Here is a 17,617-nt window from a genome sequence, read left to right on the forward strand (position 1 = left end):
TACGGGCCAGCTGGAAGGCATCAACAATCGAATCAAGGTCATTAAGCGGATGGCGTACGGTTACCGGGACAGCGAATTCTTTTTCATGAAGATCAAGAGCGTCTTTCCCGGTAATCCGTGAAGAACCAAAAAAAAGCCAGCGATCAGGCTGGCTTGAGCTTTCTGGCTGAATCAGGACGCGTCGGAGGCCATTTCAGCGTCATGGGCGATCAGCGAAACCAGGGCGTTCTGCTGTCGGTGGGAGAGTTGGCGGAAGCGCTGCAGCAGCTCGCGTTCGTGCAAGGAAAGCTCCGGGCTGTCCAGGCGCATGCTCAGCTCTTCTCCCAGTGCACCTTCCTGAATAAGACTTTGCTCAAGGCGCGCAATGATTTCGGAGTTCATGCTGCGATGATGATTGCGGGCCACTTCGGCAATGCGTTCACGCATTCCGTCTGGCAGACGTACGACGAACTTGTCAGCCGTACGGCTGGAATAAATTGCCTGTTTCAATGGGCGCATATATTTAACCGGTTAGTTCAGGGGAGCGGTTTTCGGGATTGGCCGCAGGATGTCTGGTAGGACAAGCGCTCTGACCAAATGTTCAACCTGAATTGATAGAGGCGCGCATCATGCCTCAATCCAGCCAGATCCTTGGCGTCAATTCTGTGACAAATATTGAACTGTATAAAGGCGTTCTGCCAGCACCAATTATCAGAAATGCGAATTAGTTTGAAAAGTTCGACCGGGCCGTATCGTTTAGCGCGTCTGCACCCGACGAAGGATTTCTGACGGGCCGCAAACACGGACTTGATCACTGCTCCTTGCCTTTACAGGATAGTGGCAAATGGCCGATTTACTAGGGAGAGTCGTCTGGAGGGGGGAGTTCAGGATGGATGGCAGGCCATCGTGCCGGATCTGCCATGCCTGGATTAACGCAGCACCGGATCGAACTTGATCTTGCGTCCGGCAATCAGTGCGAGCACGAACAGAGCGCTGAATACACCACAGGCAATCAGGGGGAGGGTGACGACCATGTCCTGGGTCAATGACAGATGAAAAATGCCGCTCAACAAGGCGAGGATGAAAAAGCTCACGGCTGATTTGGACATGCTGTGCTTCCTGGTGTAGGTCATTCAAAAGACCAGGCGCTCGGCAGACGGAGCCGGCACCAGGATGGTTTCCTGGCTGACTTCCTGACTGACAAAGCCTTGCTGGCCGCTCATCACGGTCAACTGCGGCGCTTTCTGCAGTTGAAGGTAATGTGGCATTTGCTGGGCAACCTGCGTAGCACCGCTCTCGGGGGCAAAATGAAAACCCGGCAAAACCGTCAGAGCGATTGCGCTCGAGATTAAAAGGACGCTGTTCATGAGGCGGCCTCCGTTGTTCTGTGAGAACAGCTGAAGCAGCTCGCATGCCAGAGTCTATCGATAATTAAATTCTTTAAAAACAACGAATTAGGATATTTTTTCGAAAGCCTGGCCTTGCATTTTGCAATGATGGCTTTTTGCAGCAATGCAATTTGCACGGTAAACAAGTCCTCGCCTGGGCGAGGCGTCTGCCTACACTTAAAAAGCCCAACGGACGACATGACAAAAGCCGGCCCGGCCGTTAACATGCACGCCGTCCATCGCGCCGCGTTTCTTCGCGGCCGACTTGTGTCCCAGTAGCTCAATTGGATAGAGCATCCCCCTCCTAAGGGGAAGGCTGGCAGTTCGAACCTGCCCTGGGACACCATATTTCGCAGCTCCCCCCGCCTGTTTCAACGTTTCATTTTCACGACCTGCAGATAAAGTTCGACAAATTCAGGTACATGGGATTTATCGAAGCCATCGACTCTACCTTCGCGACTTTCCTCCTCCCCTCCCCAGTAGTCTGAAACTCCCATCCCGCCTGGGAGTATCGGCCGATGTGCTACCTGCGGTGCTTATTCATAGTTGTGACCTATAGAACCGAAAATGGTCCAAGGTCGACCCCCGATGACTGGACCCGCTCAGGAGAAAGTCATGACTATGCGCAAGAAAACCTCATCGCTAACGAATGACCTGGCCGATAACGCCGGTGACCATCCTTCACCCGTCAGCCACGACTGGACTTTTACCTACATTCCGACTGTCACCACCGACCTTAAAGACTACGCACCCGGCAGTACCGCCATCATCACGGCCAGCGGTTTCGCCGCCGGCAGCACAGTGACGCTCGAAGTGGACCACGCCGTCGGTGCCGGCGCGGATGGTGTGTGGGGTACGTCCGACGACGTACTCAATACCAATATGGGCGCGGGGCACGAGCCCTGGTCCGTGACCGACGGCGGTGCCGGCGATCTCGACGGCCAGGTCAACGGCAGCGTCACCACCTCGTGGTACGTGAATCCCGACGACTCGGCAGGCGCGACGTTTCTGCTCACCGCAAGCTCTGCGGGCGCCGACGGTGTGGTCGGCACCGGTGACGACGCCGTGGCGACAGCGTCCTTTACGGACAGTGTTTTGAGCGTCGTGGCGACCGGCGAGGACGTGAGCCTGGACGAAACGGCCGGGTTGCAGAACGGCACGGCCACTCCAGGCCCTGTGGGAGACGCTGACGACAACGACATTCTGGTGACGTCCCTGCCCACGACCTTCACTACCCGTTTGGCCACATTGGGGGCGGGCACTGCAACGGGTGCGGCCTTGAGCGGCTATACCGGTGCCGTGGGCAATACGGGCAGCAATGCGTTCACCATCACCTCTGCACCCGGAGCCAGCATTACCGATGTCAGTTTCGTCGACAGCAATGGCGTACCGCTCAGTGGCGTGGTCAGCGGGCTGTTTACCCTCGATGGCATCAGCATCCTTCTCTATACGGATACGAACAACAACATCGTTCTGGGCCGAGCCGGCAGCGCAAGCGGCGCGATCGTGTTCGCAGCCTTTATAGAAGAAACCGGATCGCCGGTCACCGGCGGCAAGATCTGGACCGTTGAGTACCAACCGCTGCAGCATACAGATACTGCGAACGCCGATGATTCGCTCAATCTGACGGGTAAGGTTTTCATTGGGGCCAGCCAGGATATGGAGTTCAGTCTGGCCAATGCACCTTCGGGTCAGAACCTCTTCCTGATGTTTACGACGGCGACCCCGACCGTTGTCAACGACGGTGGTGTTTTGCGGATCACGGACCCGACCATCATCGCCACCGGCAAGGACCCGGCAGATCAGTCAAGCGGCGCCAATATCACGACTGGCGACACGATCAATACCAGCCAGGCGGGTGGCCCCACCACCTTCGGCACCAACAACCAGATGATTGTGGAGCAAGAGGGCATCCGCTTTTCGTTTGTCACCGGTGCCAGGCAGAATGTGACCATTCCCAACCTGGATCAGAACGAAGCCGATGTTGAATCCAACGTCGATTTTACCGGTGTCTTCAATTCGAAATCGGCCAGTTTCGACGTTGTGCAGTTGCAAAGCGGCAAGAGCGCTATCGTAAAAGTCAGTGCGTTCAGCACCGCGTCTGAACCTGGCGTGAATTTCATCAACGGATATGCAGGTGATACGTCGATTGCAATCACCAATGTTCTCGTCATCAACAAAAGCACCGGGCAGGTGCTCGAGAACTCAGACGGATCGGTGAATAGCCCGAGCATTGTTATCAGCGTCGTTGGCGGGGTTGCAACCATCAGCGGTGTTTTGGCCGGCTACCAGATTCAATACACCACAACGTCGGATCACAACCGCGTGCTCGTCGAGAACGGTGCGGCGATCGACGCCAAGGGCAATAACCACGCCGATTTTGATATCGGTGGCTTCAAGTTGGTCCAGGCCTCTATAACAAAAGCCGAAATCGGCTCCAAGATTGTCTTCGACGACGACGGACCAAGCATCGGCACCACCGGCACGGAGCCGACGCTGACGGTGGACGAAACGCTACTGGCGACCAACGCCACCCAGAGCTTTGCCGCCAACTTCAACTCGGCGTTTGGCGCCGATGGGGCCGGTACCCTGACCTATGGGCTGGGCGTGGTGGCGGGAGCCTCCGGGCTGACCGACACGGCCACGGGCGAGGCGGTGAACCTGTCGCTCAATGGCGCGGTGGTGGAGGGGCATACGGCCCTCACCAACCAACTGGTGTTCACGGTCAGCGTCGCTGCCAATGGCAGCGTCACGCTCGACCAGATCCGCGCCGTGGTGCATGCCAACGCCACCAATCCCGATGATTCGACGAGCCTGACCTCGGACAACCTGGTGACGCTGACGGCCATCAAGACCGACAGGGACGGCGACAGCGTCCAGGCGACGCTGAACATCGGGCAGAACCTGGTGTTCAAGGACGACGGACCGAGCATCAGCACCACCGGCACGGAGCCGACGTTGACCGTGGACGAGACGGTACTGACGACCGACGCCAGCCAGAGCTTTGCCGCCAACTTCAACTCGGCGTTTGGCGCCGATGGGGCCGGTACCCTGACCTATGCGCTGGGCGTGGTGGCGGGTGCCTCCGGGCTGACCGACACGGCCACGGGCGAGGCGGTGAACCTGTCGCTCAATGGCACGGTGGTGGAGGGTCATACGGCCCTCACCAACCAGCTGGTGTTCACGGTCAGCGTGGCCGCCAATGGCAGCGTCACGCTGGATCAGATTCGGGCGGTGGTGCATGCCAACGCCACCAATCCCGATGATTCGACGACGTTGACCTCGGACAACCTGGTGACGCTGACGGCGACCGTTACCGACAAGGACGGCGACAGCGCCCAGGCGACGCTGAACATCGGGCAGAACCTGGTGTTCAAGGACGACGGACCGAGCATCAGCAGCACTGGCGCGGAACCGACGTTGATGGTGGATGAGACGTTACTGGCGACCAACGATACCCAGAGCTTTGCCGCCAACTTCAATTCAGCGTTTGGTGCTGATGGGGCCGGTACCCTGACTTATGCGCTGAACGTGGTGGCGGGAGCCTCCGGTCTGATCGACACGGCCTCGGGCGACGCGGTGAACCTGTCGCTCAACGGCACCGTGGTGGAAGGGCGCACGGCCACGGGCAACCTGCTGGTGTTCACGGTCAGCGTCGCTGCCAATGGCAGCGTCACGCTCGACCAGGTTCGCGCCGTGGTGCATGCCAACGCCACCAATCCCGATGATTCGACAAGTTTGACCTCGGACAACCTGGTGACGCTGACCGCCACCATTACCGATGGGGACGGCGACAGCGCCCAGGCGACCCTGAACATCGGGCAGAACCTGGTGTTCAAGGACGATGGGCCGAGCATCAGCACCACCGGCACGGAGCCGACGTTGATGGTGGATGAGACGTTACTGGCGACCAACGATACCCAGAGCTTTACCGCCAACTTCGATTCAGGGTTTGGCGCCGATGGGGCCGGTACCCTGACTTATGCGCTGAACGTGGTGGCGGGAGCCTCCGGGCTGATCGACACGGCCACGGGCGACGCGGTGAACCTGTCGCTCAACGGCACCGTGGTGGAAGGCCGCACGGCCACGGACAACCTGCTGGTGTTCACGGTCAGCGTCGCTGCCAATGGCAGCGTCACGCTCGACCAGAGCCGCGCTGTGGTGCATGCAGACTCCACCAATCCGGATGATTCGACGACGTTGACCTCGGACAACCTGGTGACTCTGACCGCCACCATTACCGATGGGGACGGCGACAGCGCCCAGGCGACGCTGAACATCGGGCAGAACCTGGTGTTCAAGGACGATGGGCCGAGCATCAGCACCACCGGCACGGAGCCGACGTTGATGGTGGACGAAACGCTACTGGCGACCAACGATACCCAGAGCTTTGCCGCCAACTTCGATTCAGGGTTTGGCGCCGATGGGGCCGGTACCCTGACTTATGCGCTGAACGTGGTGGCGGGAGCCTCCGGTCTGATCGACACGGCCACGGGCGACGCGGTGAACCTGTCGCTCAACGGCACCGTGGTGGAAGGGCGCACGGCCACGGACAACCTGCTGGTGTTCACGGTCAGCGTCGCTGCCAATGGCAGCGTCACGCTCGACCAGAGCCGCGCCGTGGTACATCCCGACCCAACCAATCCCGATGATTCGACGACGTTGACCTCCGACAACCTGGTGACGTTGACCGCGACCATTACCGATGGGGACGGCGACAGTGCCTTGGCGACGCTGAACATCGGGCAGAACCTGGTGTTCAAGGACGATGGACCAAGCATCAGCACCACCGGGGTGGAACCGACGCTGACCGTGGACGAGACGCTACTGGCGATCAATGCCACCCAGAGCTTTGCCGCCAACTTCAACTCGGCGTTTGGCGCCGATGGGGCGGGCACACTGACCTATGCGCTGGGCGTGGTGGCGGGAGCCTCCGGGCTGACCGACACGGCCTCGGGTGAGGCGGTGAACCTGTCGCTCAATGGCGCGGTGGTGGAGGGTCATACGGCCCTCACCAACCAACTGGTGTTCACGGTCAGCGTCGCCGCCAATGGCAGCGTCACGCTCGACCAGGTCCGCGCCGTGGTGCATGCCAACGCGACCAATCCCGATGACTCGACGAGCCTGGCCTCGGACAGTCTGGTGACACTGACCGCAACCATTACTGACAAAGAGGGCGACAGCGCCCAGGCGACGCTGAACATCGGGCAGAACCTGGTGTTCAAGGACGACGGACCGAGCATCAGCACCACCGGCACGGAGCCGACGCTGACGGTGGACGAGACGCTACTCGCGACCAACGATACCCAGAGCTTTGCCGCCAACTTCAATTCGGCGTTTGGCGCCGATGGGGCCGGGTCCCTGACCTATGCGCTGGGCGTGGTGGCGGGTGCCTCCGGGCTGACCGACACGGCCTCGGGCGACGCGGTGAACCTGTCGCTCAATGGTGCGGTGGTGGAAGGGCGCACGGCCACGGGCAACCTGCTGGTGTTCACGGTCAGCGTGGCTGCCAATGGCAGCGTCACGCTGGACCAGAGCCGCGCCGTGGTACATGCCAACGCCACCAATCCTGATGATTCGACGAGCCTGACCTCGGACAACTTGGTGACGCTGACAGCGATCAAGACCGACGGGGACGGCGACAGCGCCCAGGCGACACTGAACATCGGGCAGAACCTGGTGTTCAAGGACGACGGGCCGGCACTCAGTTTCGGCAACCTGATCGGGACCGGAAGTGTCCTTGCGCAATCCGGGTTCTGGAATATGGCGTCGGGAGCCGACGGGCTGGGTGCGGCCGGTCTGGATATCTCGTTGGTCAATGACCAGTTCACCCTTGTCAGGCCAGACAACACGACCATGACCGGGACCGGCACGCTCCATGAGCTGTCGCCATCACCGGATGTCAATGGCGCGTACCAGTTCGCAGGAACCTTGACCGGTGACTTCGACAACAACGCGGCAACGGCGAACACCTCCGTCGATTACACGTTGACCGCCTATGCCGATGGCCACTATGCACTGGATCTGGTGCAAGGCTTCAATTCGACGATCGTGCTCAGCAGTGCCGACGGCTCACTCACTGCCGGCGGCCCGGATGCGGTGCGCACATTGTTGATTCCGCTGACGAGCAACCCGGCTATTCCTTCGACATCCGAGGAGATCGTGTTCTTTTCCGCGAAGGCGCTGGCATCGACTTCGGACATCCTGAGCGGCATCGGGCTCGGAGCCCCCGACCCGACCGAAGCCACACTGCAGACCAACCCCCTGCCGTCGTACATAGACCCGGCGGCCATGAACGTCAGCACGTCCGGCATTGGCGTCGCCAATAACCTTTTCCAGGGAGATAACCTGGCGGCAATCAGCGCCGCCGACGAAAGTTTCGTCATCAATCCAGAGAGCCTGCTGACGGGCATGAAGGTCTTTATCGACAACTCCGTGGCGGGTTACAACACCGCGACCGAGGACCTGTACTACAGGATCTACTACGAGGATGGCACGTTCTCGAACCGCGTCGAGGTGAACACCCTGACTCCGGAGGCCGGCGGACAGGTGTCCTTCCTCATTGAGAAGGAGGGCTCGGCGCTGATCGATGCTGTTCAGCTGACAATGGGCCGAGGCGAGATCAAGATCCCGGTGATCCAGTTCATACAGCAGAGCGAGAGCCTGGCCAGCGATGTCCAGCTTGCGTTCAGCGCGACGCTGACGGACAAGGATGGGGACTCGGCGACGAGTACGTTTGACGCCAACCTGTTCGCCAACGATCCGAACAACGCACTCTTCGACTTCACGCTGGCTGGCACGATCGCCAAGCAGGATGCGTTCAACGTCGATCTGGCAGTCAATGAGAACCGCTACCAGGTCACCGGCTTCGATACGGGGGCAGGCGTGCAAGACAAGCTGGTGCTCAACGGCGACCCGAACGCCGTTGTCCAATCGATCAACAACACCGGCGCGGACAGCGTCGTGACGGTTGCCGAGTCTGGCGGACAAGCAACGACCATCACCGTGGTCGGGGCCCATGTTGAGAGTACCGACATCTTTTTTGGCAGCGCCTGAGGTATTGCGCGCGTGAAAGGATGCGAGGGTGGCCCAGAAGCCACCCTCGCATTTTTCTGCAGTTCCAATACGAGATGATCGCATCCGTGGTGAACTATCGAGCAGCACAAGGCTTGAGGAGTGCGGCGGGGGAGATACAGGTTAACGCGGCAGGATGTATCGAGAACGACATCGGCATTGCGAGGACATCCTGTTGCGGGTTGCCGACAAGGATGGCGACAGGGTGACGGCCTAACCCCTGAAAGTCAGGGGCAGACCGTTTTGTATTGACTTGATATTCATTCCAGTTCCACCCAGGCGGAGCTGGGCGGTGCTTCGTTGTTGGTAAGCCCGTGTTTGAGCGCATACATCAGCAAGTCGATGCGGTTGATGAGATCAAGCTTTTGATAGATGTTGCTGAGGTGGTTGTGCACGGTGTGCTCGCTGATCCCCAGGCGCCCGGCGATGCTCACATATTTGGCGGACGGTTCGCCCACGATGGCGCGAATCAGTTCTCTCTCGCGCAGGGTCAACCGCGCCTGTTTCGCCTGCTCCCGATTGCATTTCAAGGGGATATACCCGGTCGCGGCATAGCCGCGAAGGCCGCCAGCCCAGGCTCTATCCATTGCGATGTCGTTATGGTGGACCTTGAGGATGGCCTGGATAATCGATTCTGTCGGGTCTTCCGCCAGTACGATGCCGCGAGCGCCAGCTTCTATCGCCTGGGCGGCGGGGACGGATTCGTAAAGGCCCTTGAGCAGCAGCACTTTCATGTCGGCGCTACGGGAGAGTTCCGCGACGACCTCCAGAGGATTCAGCGCATCCGGAAAGAAACTGAAAAAAATCACATCGGGCCGCAGCTGATCGGCAAGATCCAGCGCCTGAGTATAGGTGGTGGCCTGTGCTGTCACTTCCATCCGGGGCTTTCTGGCATCGATCAAGTCGTGAAGGCCCATGAGCACGAGGGGGCGACAATCGATCAGCATTACGCCAATTGACTCTTTTTGGTCAGTCATGATCTTCCTGACCCCTTGAAAAACCAGCGATGGCCTCCATCCGCAGGCCTGCCCGGGACAGCAATTTGCTTGCCGGGGCGGCGTGATTGAAGGACGGATTTGAACGCCGAAAGGCCATGATGACGCCCGCCCAGGCATTGGCAACCACCGACCCAGGGGCCATCTCCATCAGCAGCGCTGGTGCGCGGGGCGAACGTTTCCAGAAGGCAGCCAGAGCCCGGGAGAGAAGATCAATACGAATAATTATCAGTGGTTTACACATGATGATGTGCTCCCTCCCGGCTATCAACTGATTCTAGGCCAGCCCGGAGTGCTGCCAACCTGCCCATCCGTCAGGTCCTCGATAGCGACGCGGTGCGGCGAGGCCTGAGCGGCGTTCTCAAGGGGGAGAGTAACCTTCGAAAATCAAGGAATTAGGCTCGCTGGAGGTGACCAGTGGCCAATGTCTGATCATGATCAATATCGTCAATTAATCGACGAGTGGTGTGAGGTTAGGAATTCTAATTTCAACTTGGTCAATTTGTTGGCGGTATCCGGTCTGACCGAGCCACCCGCAAGCCAGCGCTTGTTGAAATCAACCGATGACCTGCATGGCAACCCGGTTACGGCTGTGCCTTACTTAAAACTCCATCTGTGGAGAGCAATCGATGCGACACAGAGGCACCGGATACTGGCTCTGGACCAATACCCGCTTACCCTTTCAGACCTATGAAGAAGTGCTCGGCGACGGCGTGCAGGTCGAGGTGCGGGCGCGCATCAGCCTGCTGGGGTTTGCCCAGGTGTTTATCGGAGTTTATGGCCGCAATGGCTGGGCGATCAGCGAAGAGTCCCATGATCGGCACAGCGGTGAGCCTCGGGCACTGGCGTTGAGATGGGGCGTGGCGCGGGCAAGGGAGATTGTGCTCGAGACCCAGGCCTTCGTCGCGCCGCACCGGGTGCAACTGACCCTGGGGCCGGTGATCACCGACGAGTCGGTCCTGGCGCTGCGTTGCATGGAAATGACCGAGCGTGAACGTTTGAAACTCAAGTCCGACGATGCCTGGATTGAGTATCAGGCCGCGAAGGCCTCCGTACTGACACTGATGCGCTCGACCAAGGTCGATCCGAGGGTGTGGGCCGAGCAAAAGGAGCGGCTGCGGCAGGCCATCGATCGACGGGCCTGCGTACAGCGCGCTTACTTGAGTTGCCTCAGGTCGATGAGTGCCGCAGAGCCTCAATAGTCTCGATCAGGTCATCGTAGGACACCGGTTTGCCGACGTGCTGGTTGAAACCCGATTGCCGTGATTTCTGAATATCGCTTTGCGCGCCGTAGCCGGTCAGCGCAATGGCGGGCACATCCTTGACTTGCGGCAACTGGCGCAGGGCGCTGATCAGCTCGTGCCCGTTCATGACCGGCATGCCCAGGTCTGAAATGATCAGGTCGAACCGGGTGTTTTTCGCCGCGTCCAGCGCCGCCGCCGGATGGTCGAAGGCGATCACCTGGGCGTCCTCCATCTCCAGCAGTATCTTCAAGGTTTCCAGCACCTCGGCGGAGTCATCGACCAGCAGGATGGTCAAGCCGCTGAGTCTGCCGGAGGTGTCTTCGATCTGCGCGGCGGGCAGGGGTTCACCGTTGACCTCGGCCAATGGCAGGTAGACGGTAAACGTGCAACCGGTACCGGTGCCGCCGGAACTCACCTCCACTGTGCCTCGTTGTGCCTCGGTCAATTGGCGGACCAGCGACAGGCCGATTCCCAGCCCCTCGCGTTGGTGCGAGGTGTGCTGTTTTTCCGCCTGGCCGAACAGGTCGAATACATGTTCCAGGTGCTCTGTCGCGATACCGATGCCGTTGTCTTTGACATCCAGCCTGGCCATGTTGCCCGCCTGGCTCGCGATCAATTGCACGCGGCCCTTGGCCGGGGTGAACTTCAGTGCGTTGTTCACCAGGTTCCAGATGATTTGTTCCAGACGCGTCGGGTCGGCCTGGATCATCAGGGCCCCGTCGGGTAGTTGCAGCTCGACCGTGATGTCGTGCCCGTCATTGAGGACCACGGTGTAGATGTCGCGCAGGACGTTGTTCAGGTCCACGGCAACCGATTGCAGCTTGAGTTTGCCGGTGCGGACCCGGGCGACATCCAGCAGGTCATCGATGATCCGCGCCTGGCTGGTGACGGCTTCGCAGATGGTATTGACGGCCTTGGCGGCTGGAGACAGGTTTTTCGTCACCGGCAAGCGACGCAACAGTTCGGCGTTGAGCTGGATCAGGTTCAGCGGGTGCTTGAGTTCGTGGGACATGACGGCAAAGAACTCGTCCTTGAGATAGCTGGTGTTGCGCGTCTCGGCCAGTTGCTGGCTCTGTTCTTCATGTTGGCGTTTGTGGCCGGTCAGGTCCCGGGCGATTTTCACATAGCCGCGAAGGTGGTCGCCGTTGAGCAAGGTGAGTTCGCCGCTGCAAAAGAACCGGCTGCCGTCCTTGCGCTGATGCCAGCGTTCATCGTCGAAGCGGCCATGGTTGCGGGCCGTTTGCAGTTCGTTTTGCGGAATGCCGTCAGCACGATCCTCGGCGGAGAAGATGAAATCGTAGCGCGTCCCCTCGGCCTCGTACTTGCTATAGCCAAAGATCAGCTCGGCACCCTTGTTCCAGCTGGTGATCACCCCGTGTTCGTCGAGGGTGATGATGGCGTAGTCGCGGGTGCTTTCGGCGACCAGGCGCATGCGTTCTTCGCCCAGGCGCAATTCTTCCTCGGCCGCGCGACGCTTGGTGATGTCGATGAAGGTCAGCACCGTACCGTCGATGTGGTCTTCGCTGGAGCGATAGGGCAGCAGGCGGGCGATGTACCAACGGTTGTCGGTGCTGCTGACTTCACGCTCGATCATGTTCAGCGATTCGAAGACCTGGGCCGCATCGGCCGCCAGGTCGTCGTAGTGCAGGCGATGGGTGATGTCGAGCAGCGAGCGTCCGGTATCGACCGGCAGCATGCTGAAGATGTCGGTGGCGCGGGGGGTGAACCACTTGATGCGCATGCTGCGGTCGACGAATACCGTGGCGATGTCGGTGGAGGCGATCAGGTTGCTCAGGTAGTCATTGATCTTGTCGGTCTCTTCGACTTTGGTTTTCAGTTCGAAGTTGACCGTCAGCAGCTCTTCGTTGATCGACTGCAGTTCTTCCTTGCTGGTCTCGAGCTCTTCGGTGGCCGAGCGCAGTTCTTCGTTGATCGCCTGCATTTCTTCATTGGAGGCCTTCAGCTCTTCGCTGGAGATTTCCGATTGCTCGATGGTGTCTTGCAGGTGCAGCTTGGTCCGTTGCAACTCGCGCTCGAGGTTGGACAGCACCTGGCTTTCGGTTTGCAGCTGGGTGCTCTTGGTCGCTTGCGCGGGGTCGATCTCGACCTCCTCGAAAATCACCAGAATGTACTCGCCGTCCGAGGCTTCATCTTTGTAGGGGTGGGCGACCAGATCGATCAGGTAGCGTCGTTCATCGCGTTTGATCGGCACCTCGCGGGATTTGACCGAGGCACCGCTCTGCTGGACCTGGAACAGGGTGGTGCGGATTTCCAGGCGCAATTCCGGAAGAATCAGGTTCAGCAGATTGCGTGACAGTTCGCCGCCCACATGCCGCAGGAAGCGCCCGGCGCTCTCGCTCATGTGCAGGATGTCGGCGTTGGTGTCGACGAGCACGCTCGGTGGCGCCGACTGTTCGAGGGCGCGGTGGTGCAGGTCGGCCACCGACAGTTTGCGTTGCTCGCTGGTTTCCGTGGCCTGCCGGGGCATATTGGTGCGTACGTAGCCGCCACGGGGCATGGTGGGCGTGCGCCGGCTGGAAGCCGTGCCGGTTTTGGCACGGAAGATCCGGTTGCGTTTGTCGACAGGGGCAAACAGCTCGTGGCAGGCATCGGCGCTTTCGGACGTGCCGAGGAACAGGAAGCCGCCGGGGCGCAGGGCGAAGTGGAACATCTGGAGGATTTCACGCTGCACTTCGCGATCCAGGTAGATCAGCAGATTGCGGCAAACGATCAGGTCGATCTGCGAAAACGGCGGATCGGACAACAGGCTGTGCTTGGCGAACAGGACCTTTTCGCGCAACTCCTTGCGCACTCGGTAATGGTCGTTTTCCTTGATGAAATAGTGGCGCAACCGTGACGGCGGCACGTCGGTGACGATCGCTTGCGGATACAGGCCAGTGCGCCCGTAGCTGATCGCGCGTTCGTCGATGTCGGTGGCAAACACCTGCAACGTGGCTTTACTGGAGTCCAGTTGCATTTGATCGTGCAGCAGCATCGCCAGGCTGTAGGCTTCTTCGCCGGTGGAACTGCCAGCGGACCAGACGCGTATTTCTTCTTTTTTCTCCGACTGCGCCGATGCCGTGGCGGCGCTGACCAATTGCGGCACCACATCCCGTTCCAGGGCTTCGAAGGCTTCGCGGTCTCGGAAGAAGTTGGTCACGCCGATCAGCATGTCGCCCAGCAGCGCCTTGGTTTCCTCGGGATTGTTTTGCAGGAATTTGAAATAGGAGACGAGGTCCGGTTGCGCCGTGACTTGCATCCGGCGTTCGATACGCCGCAGCACGGTGGCGCGCTTGTAGTGTTTGAAGTCATGACCGGTGCCGGTGCGCAGCTGGATCAGTATGTCGTGCAGCACTTGCTCGGCCACCGCGGCATCGCGCTCGGACGCCGGGGCGATGCTCTGCATCCCCTGATCACTGACCGTGGGCAGTTTGATTTCCCGGGCGTTGCTCCACAACTCCAGGAGCTTTTGCGGCATTTCAACCACCGGCAACTCGAAGTCGACCATGCGCGTATCGATGGCGGCCTGCGGCATGCCGTCGAACTCGGCATCTTCCGGTGCCTGGGCCATGGTTATGCCACCCTGTTCCTTGATACGGGACAGCCCGACCGCGCCATCCGAGCCGGTACCCGACAGCACCAGGCAGAACGCGCGCTCACGGTGTACATCGGCCAGGTCGCGAAAAAACAGATCGATCGACGAGTGACGTCCGCCTGGGCGCGGATCGACGGGGCTGACTTCAAGCAGGCCGTCATTCATGTTCAGTTGATGCGCCGGCGAAATGACATAGACCCGGTTCTTTTCGATAGGCACCGTGCTGTCGACTTGCAGGACCGGCATCCTGGTCGATTCCTGGATGATCCTGTCGGCGATGCTTTGGTGGTCGGGAGACAGGTGAAGAATGATCACGAAGGCCATGCCGCTGTCCTGTGGCATGTTTTCGAAAAACAGCTTGATCGCTTGCAGCCCGCCCGCCGACGCGCCGATCCCCACCACCGGAAAGTCCAGCGTGCTTGGGCTCAGGGCCTTTCGCTCTGGAACGGTATTGGAGGGTGTGCTCATGGGGTCGTCCTTTGGCGGTAGGGGTCTTGCGCTTGAGTCCTGAAGGAGAAAAGTGCAAATCGATAAACCAGAATAATCCTGTTTTTCACTAGAGCCTTCAAATATTTAGCGTCTGCTGCAGGGGAAGATTCTCAAGGGAACGCCACTGCTGGCCGATAACCCGGGCAGTCAGGGGTAATTTTGCCTTTGCGGTTGGTTCGGGGGGCTCATCACTATGAAAAGCTGCTTGATAGCCTAGTGCCACCCGTTATCATCTGCGCGCCAAAACAAGGGCTGCGAAGCTGAGTCCGTCCGTGTATTTGCCTTTGGGTTCTTCTTAAATTGCCTGGAAATCTTCGATGCTGTCGTATCACCAAAAGCGTTTTCTGATCGTCGATGATTTCTCGGACTTCCGCAGTTCGGTCAGGTCGATGCTGCGCGAACTGGGCGTCAAGGAAGTGGACACGGCCGATACCGGCGAGCAGGCGCTGAAAATGTGCTCGCAGAAGGCCTACGACTTCATTCTGCAGGACTTTCATCTGGGCGACGGCAAGAAGAACGGCCAGCAGGTGCTCGAAGACCTGATGGAAGAAAAGCTGATCAGCCATGAAGCGGTGTTCGTCATGGTCACTGCCGAAACCAGCCAGGCCATGGTGCTCAGTGCGCTGGAGCACGAGCCCGATGCCTACCTGACCAAGCCGTTCAACCGATCCAGCCTGGCCCAGCGCCTGGAACGCCTGGAGCAGCGCAAGACCCTGCTCAAGCCGATCCTGCAGGCCCTCGACCGCGGCAAGCCGATGGAGGTGCTCAACGCCTGCATCGCCCTGTGCAAACAAGACATCCGTTACTCGCCGTTGTGCCTGCGCTATCGCGCCGACGCCCTGCGCGATCTCAATCAGAACGAAGCGCTGGAGCGCCTGTACGACGGCATCATCGCCGACCGCCCGTTGCCATGGGCGTTTGCCGGGTTAGGCAAGTTGCTGTTCAAGCGCGGTCAGGTCGCGCAGGCCAAAGGCATTTACGAAAAAGCCCTGAAAGTCTTCCCGATGATGCCGTCGCTGTATGACGGCATGGCGGACGTGCTGGTCGCCGAAGGGGATACCAAGGGCGCACAGCGTGTTCTGGAGGAAGCGATTCGCCTGTCGCCGCTGGCGGTTCGCCGCCAGGCGTTGCTGGGCAAGCTGGCGATGACCAACGAGGATTTCGACACGGCGGCCAAGGCCTACCGCCAGGCTGTGAGCCAGGGTGCGCAGTCGCGGTTCAAGGATGCCGAGAGCAACCTCGGCCTGGCCCACGCCTTGATCAGCAAGGGTAGCGAAAGGGGCCTGGACACGCGCACCCGCCTGGAAATCAATACCACATTGAGCGCCGTGGCCAAGGAAAACCCTTCCGATCCGGGCCTGCAAATCCGCGCACGCCTGATGAAGGCCACCAGCCTGTTGCTCAACGATGCCGAGACGGCGGACAAGCTCACCGAGCAAGCCTTGTTGCGCCTGGATGGCATGGAGCAATTCATGAGCGCCGAAGCCGCCTTGCTGGTGGCCAAACAACTGAAAATGCTCGGGCAGACCGAGGCCGGCACCGCGATGCTGAAAAACTGCGTGGAAATCTACGGCGACGATCCTTCGGTCATGAAGGACATCGCCAAGCAGACCGACGACCCGAGCATCCTCAACTCCGGCAACGCCGCCGCTGAACTCAACCGTCAGGGTGTGCGTGTGTACAAGACCGGCAATCTGGTGGAGGCGCGAGCGGTGTTCCGCAAAGCCCTGGCGATGCAGCCGAAGAACATCAGTATCGCCCTGAACCTGGCGCAGTCGTTGTTGCACGGCACCGATACTGCAGTTCCTTCAGCGGAGCTGGAAGAATGTCGGACCTGCCTGAAAATGGTCGGCCTGATGCCCGACTCCGACGCGCGTTATCCGCGTTACCAGAAGCTGAAAAGCAAGGCGTTTGGCCAATGAACGACAACCAACAGGCACTGGATTTCTCCACGGTGATCGCCTCTACCGTGCACGACATGAAGAACTCGCTGGCCATGCTGATGCAGGCCCACAGCCAGTGGCTGGCGCGATTGCCGCAGGCGGCGCAACAGACGCCGGAGCAGGGCGTGATCGACTTCGAGTTTGCCCACCTCAACGGCATGCTGGTGCAGTTGCTGGGGCTGTACAAGCTGGGCGTCAACCAGATGCCGTTGCAGCCGGCCTACCATGAACTGGACGACTTCATCGAAGCGCAACTGGCTTGCCATCAGGAAGTGTTCGCCAGCCGCGGCATCATGGCCACCTATGAAGTGGACCCGCTCAGCCCACTGGGTTTCTTCGATCGTGAGTTGATCGCGTCGGTATTGGCCAACTGCATCAACAATGCCGTCCGCTTTGCACGGCATGCCGTTTTGATCAGCGTCAGCGACGAAGCCGGGCAACTGGTGTTGACCATCAATGACGATGGTCAGGGGTATCCGGCGCAGATGATCGAGCGCCAGGCCGATTACGTGCAGGGCATCAATCAAAGCACTGGAAGTACCGGGTTGGGCCTGTACTTTGCTGGACGAATTGCCGCGTTGCATCAGCGCAACGGCGTCGGCGGACGCACCGAAATTAGCAATGGTGGTCCGTTGGGCGGTGGGGTGTTCCGCCTTTACCTGCCGTGATTGTTTGTCGTAGGCGCTGCTGAACCTTCGGCAGCGCCTACGAGGTTTTGCGTCTTTATTGATGAGGGCCGCTTGAAATTCCGAACATGCGGAGCCTATTTTGTACGGTCGCCGTTCGCGGCTCGCACAATAACAAGGATTGCGTCATGACGAGCGTTGGCCTGAGCTCACTCGCGCAGCGATTGACGGGCATTGATGAAGTTGAGTGTGTCACGCCGGATTTGAACGGCGTTCCACGGGGC

At 59.7% G+C, this 17,617-nt stretch carries 11 protein-coding genes and 1 tRNA gene; 6 read left to right on the forward strand and 6 right to left on the reverse strand.

Translation table 11 applies throughout. The features are described from left to right. On the forward strand, positions 1-121 hold a 121-nt coding region (locus KGA81_RS08410; RefSeq protein ID WP_141228961.1), incomplete at its 5' end, for a transposase. A 50-nt stretch (positions 122-171) separates the two neighbouring features. On the opposite strand, the gene KGA81_RS08415 is transcribed toward KGA81_RS08410, so the two are convergent. From KGA81_RS08415 to KGA81_RS08425, 3 genes are all read right to left on the reverse strand, one after another. Further along, positions 172-498: an Arc family DNA-binding protein gene (locus tag KGA81_RS08415; protein ID WP_007992792.1), complete on the reverse strand. Its 327-nt coding sequence runs from the start codon at positions 496-498 to the stop codon at positions 172-174. A gap of 410 nt (positions 499-908) precedes the next feature. Next, positions 909-1,088 carry a PA3371 family protein gene (locus KGA81_RS08420; protein ID WP_223459281.1) on the reverse strand — a complete coding sequence of 60 codons (180 nt, stop codon included), beginning with the start codon at positions 1,086-1,088 and terminating at the stop codon, positions 909-911. A gap of 24 nt (positions 1,089-1,112) precedes the next feature. Then, the gene (locus KGA81_RS08425) at positions 1,113-1,346 is read right to left on the reverse strand and encodes a hypothetical protein (protein ID WP_223545433.1); all 234 of its coding nucleotides are present in this window, start codon (positions 1,344-1,346) and stop codon (positions 1,113-1,115) included. Positions 1,347-1,636: 290 nt separating this feature from the next. Here KGA81_RS08425 and KGA81_RS08430 point away from each other — a divergent pair. Next, a tRNA-Arg gene (locus KGA81_RS08430) sits at positions 1,637-1,713 on the forward strand. Between the two features lie 269 nt (positions 1,714-1,982). Next, positions 1,983-8,423: a DUF5801 repeats-in-toxin domain-containing protein gene (locus KGA81_RS08435; RefSeq protein ID WP_223545434.1), complete on the forward strand. Its 6,441-nt coding sequence runs from the start codon at positions 1,983-1,985 to the stop codon at positions 8,421-8,423. A gap of 278 nt (positions 8,424-8,701) precedes the next feature. Here the strand turns inward: KGA81_RS08435 and KGA81_RS08440 are convergent, their stop codons facing one another. Both KGA81_RS08440 and KGA81_RS08445 read right to left on the reverse strand, forming a co-directional pair. Further along, positions 8,702-9,418 (reverse strand): response regulator transcription factor, encoded by a 717-nt coding sequence (locus KGA81_RS08440; RefSeq protein ID WP_223545435.1) that lies wholly within the window; start codon positions 9,416-9,418, stop codon positions 8,702-8,704. Then, positions 9,411-9,680 carry a hypothetical protein gene (locus tag KGA81_RS08445; protein ID WP_223545436.1) on the reverse strand — a complete coding sequence of 90 codons (270 nt, stop codon included), beginning with the start codon at positions 9,678-9,680 and terminating at the stop codon, positions 9,411-9,413. The genes KGA81_RS08440 and KGA81_RS08445 overlap by 8 nt, the downstream gene beginning before the upstream one ends. Before the next feature lie 385 nt (positions 9,681-10,065). On the opposite strand from KGA81_RS08445, the gene KGA81_RS08450 reads away from it, so the two are divergent. After that, on the forward strand, positions 10,066-10,638 hold the full coding sequence (locus tag KGA81_RS08450) for a hypothetical protein (RefSeq protein ID WP_223545437.1): 573 nt from the start codon (positions 10,066-10,068) through the stop codon (positions 10,636-10,638). Here the strand turns inward: KGA81_RS08450 and KGA81_RS08455 are convergent. Then, positions 10,607-14,743, reverse strand: a complete 4,137-nt coding sequence (locus KGA81_RS08455) for a CheR family methyltransferase (RefSeq protein WP_223545438.1) — start codon at positions 14,741-14,743, stop codon at positions 10,607-10,609. The two genes, KGA81_RS08450 and KGA81_RS08455, sit on opposite strands and share 32 nt — an antisense overlap. A 338-nt stretch (positions 14,744-15,081) precedes the next feature. Between KGA81_RS08455 and KGA81_RS08460 the strand changes: the two genes are divergently transcribed. Together KGA81_RS08460 and KGA81_RS08465 are read left to right on the forward strand one after the other, a co-directional pair. Beyond that, positions 15,082-16,686 carry a tetratricopeptide repeat-containing response regulator gene (locus KGA81_RS08460; protein ID WP_223545439.1) on the forward strand — a complete coding sequence of 535 codons (1,605 nt, stop codon included), beginning with the start codon at positions 15,082-15,084 and terminating at the stop codon, positions 16,684-16,686. Beyond that, entirely contained in the window at positions 16,683-17,375 is a 693-nt protein-coding gene (locus KGA81_RS08465) for a sensor histidine kinase (RefSeq protein WP_223545440.1), read from the forward strand. Before KGA81_RS08460 ends, KGA81_RS08465 begins: the two co-directional genes overlap by 4 nt. Positions 17,376-17,617 lie beyond the last annotated feature (242 nt).

Origin of the sequence: Pseudomonas sp. A-B-19, from assembly GCF_019947515.1 — a bacterium.
Classification (GTDB): Bacteria; Pseudomonadota; Gammaproteobacteria; order Pseudomonadales; family Pseudomonadaceae; genus Aquipseudomonas.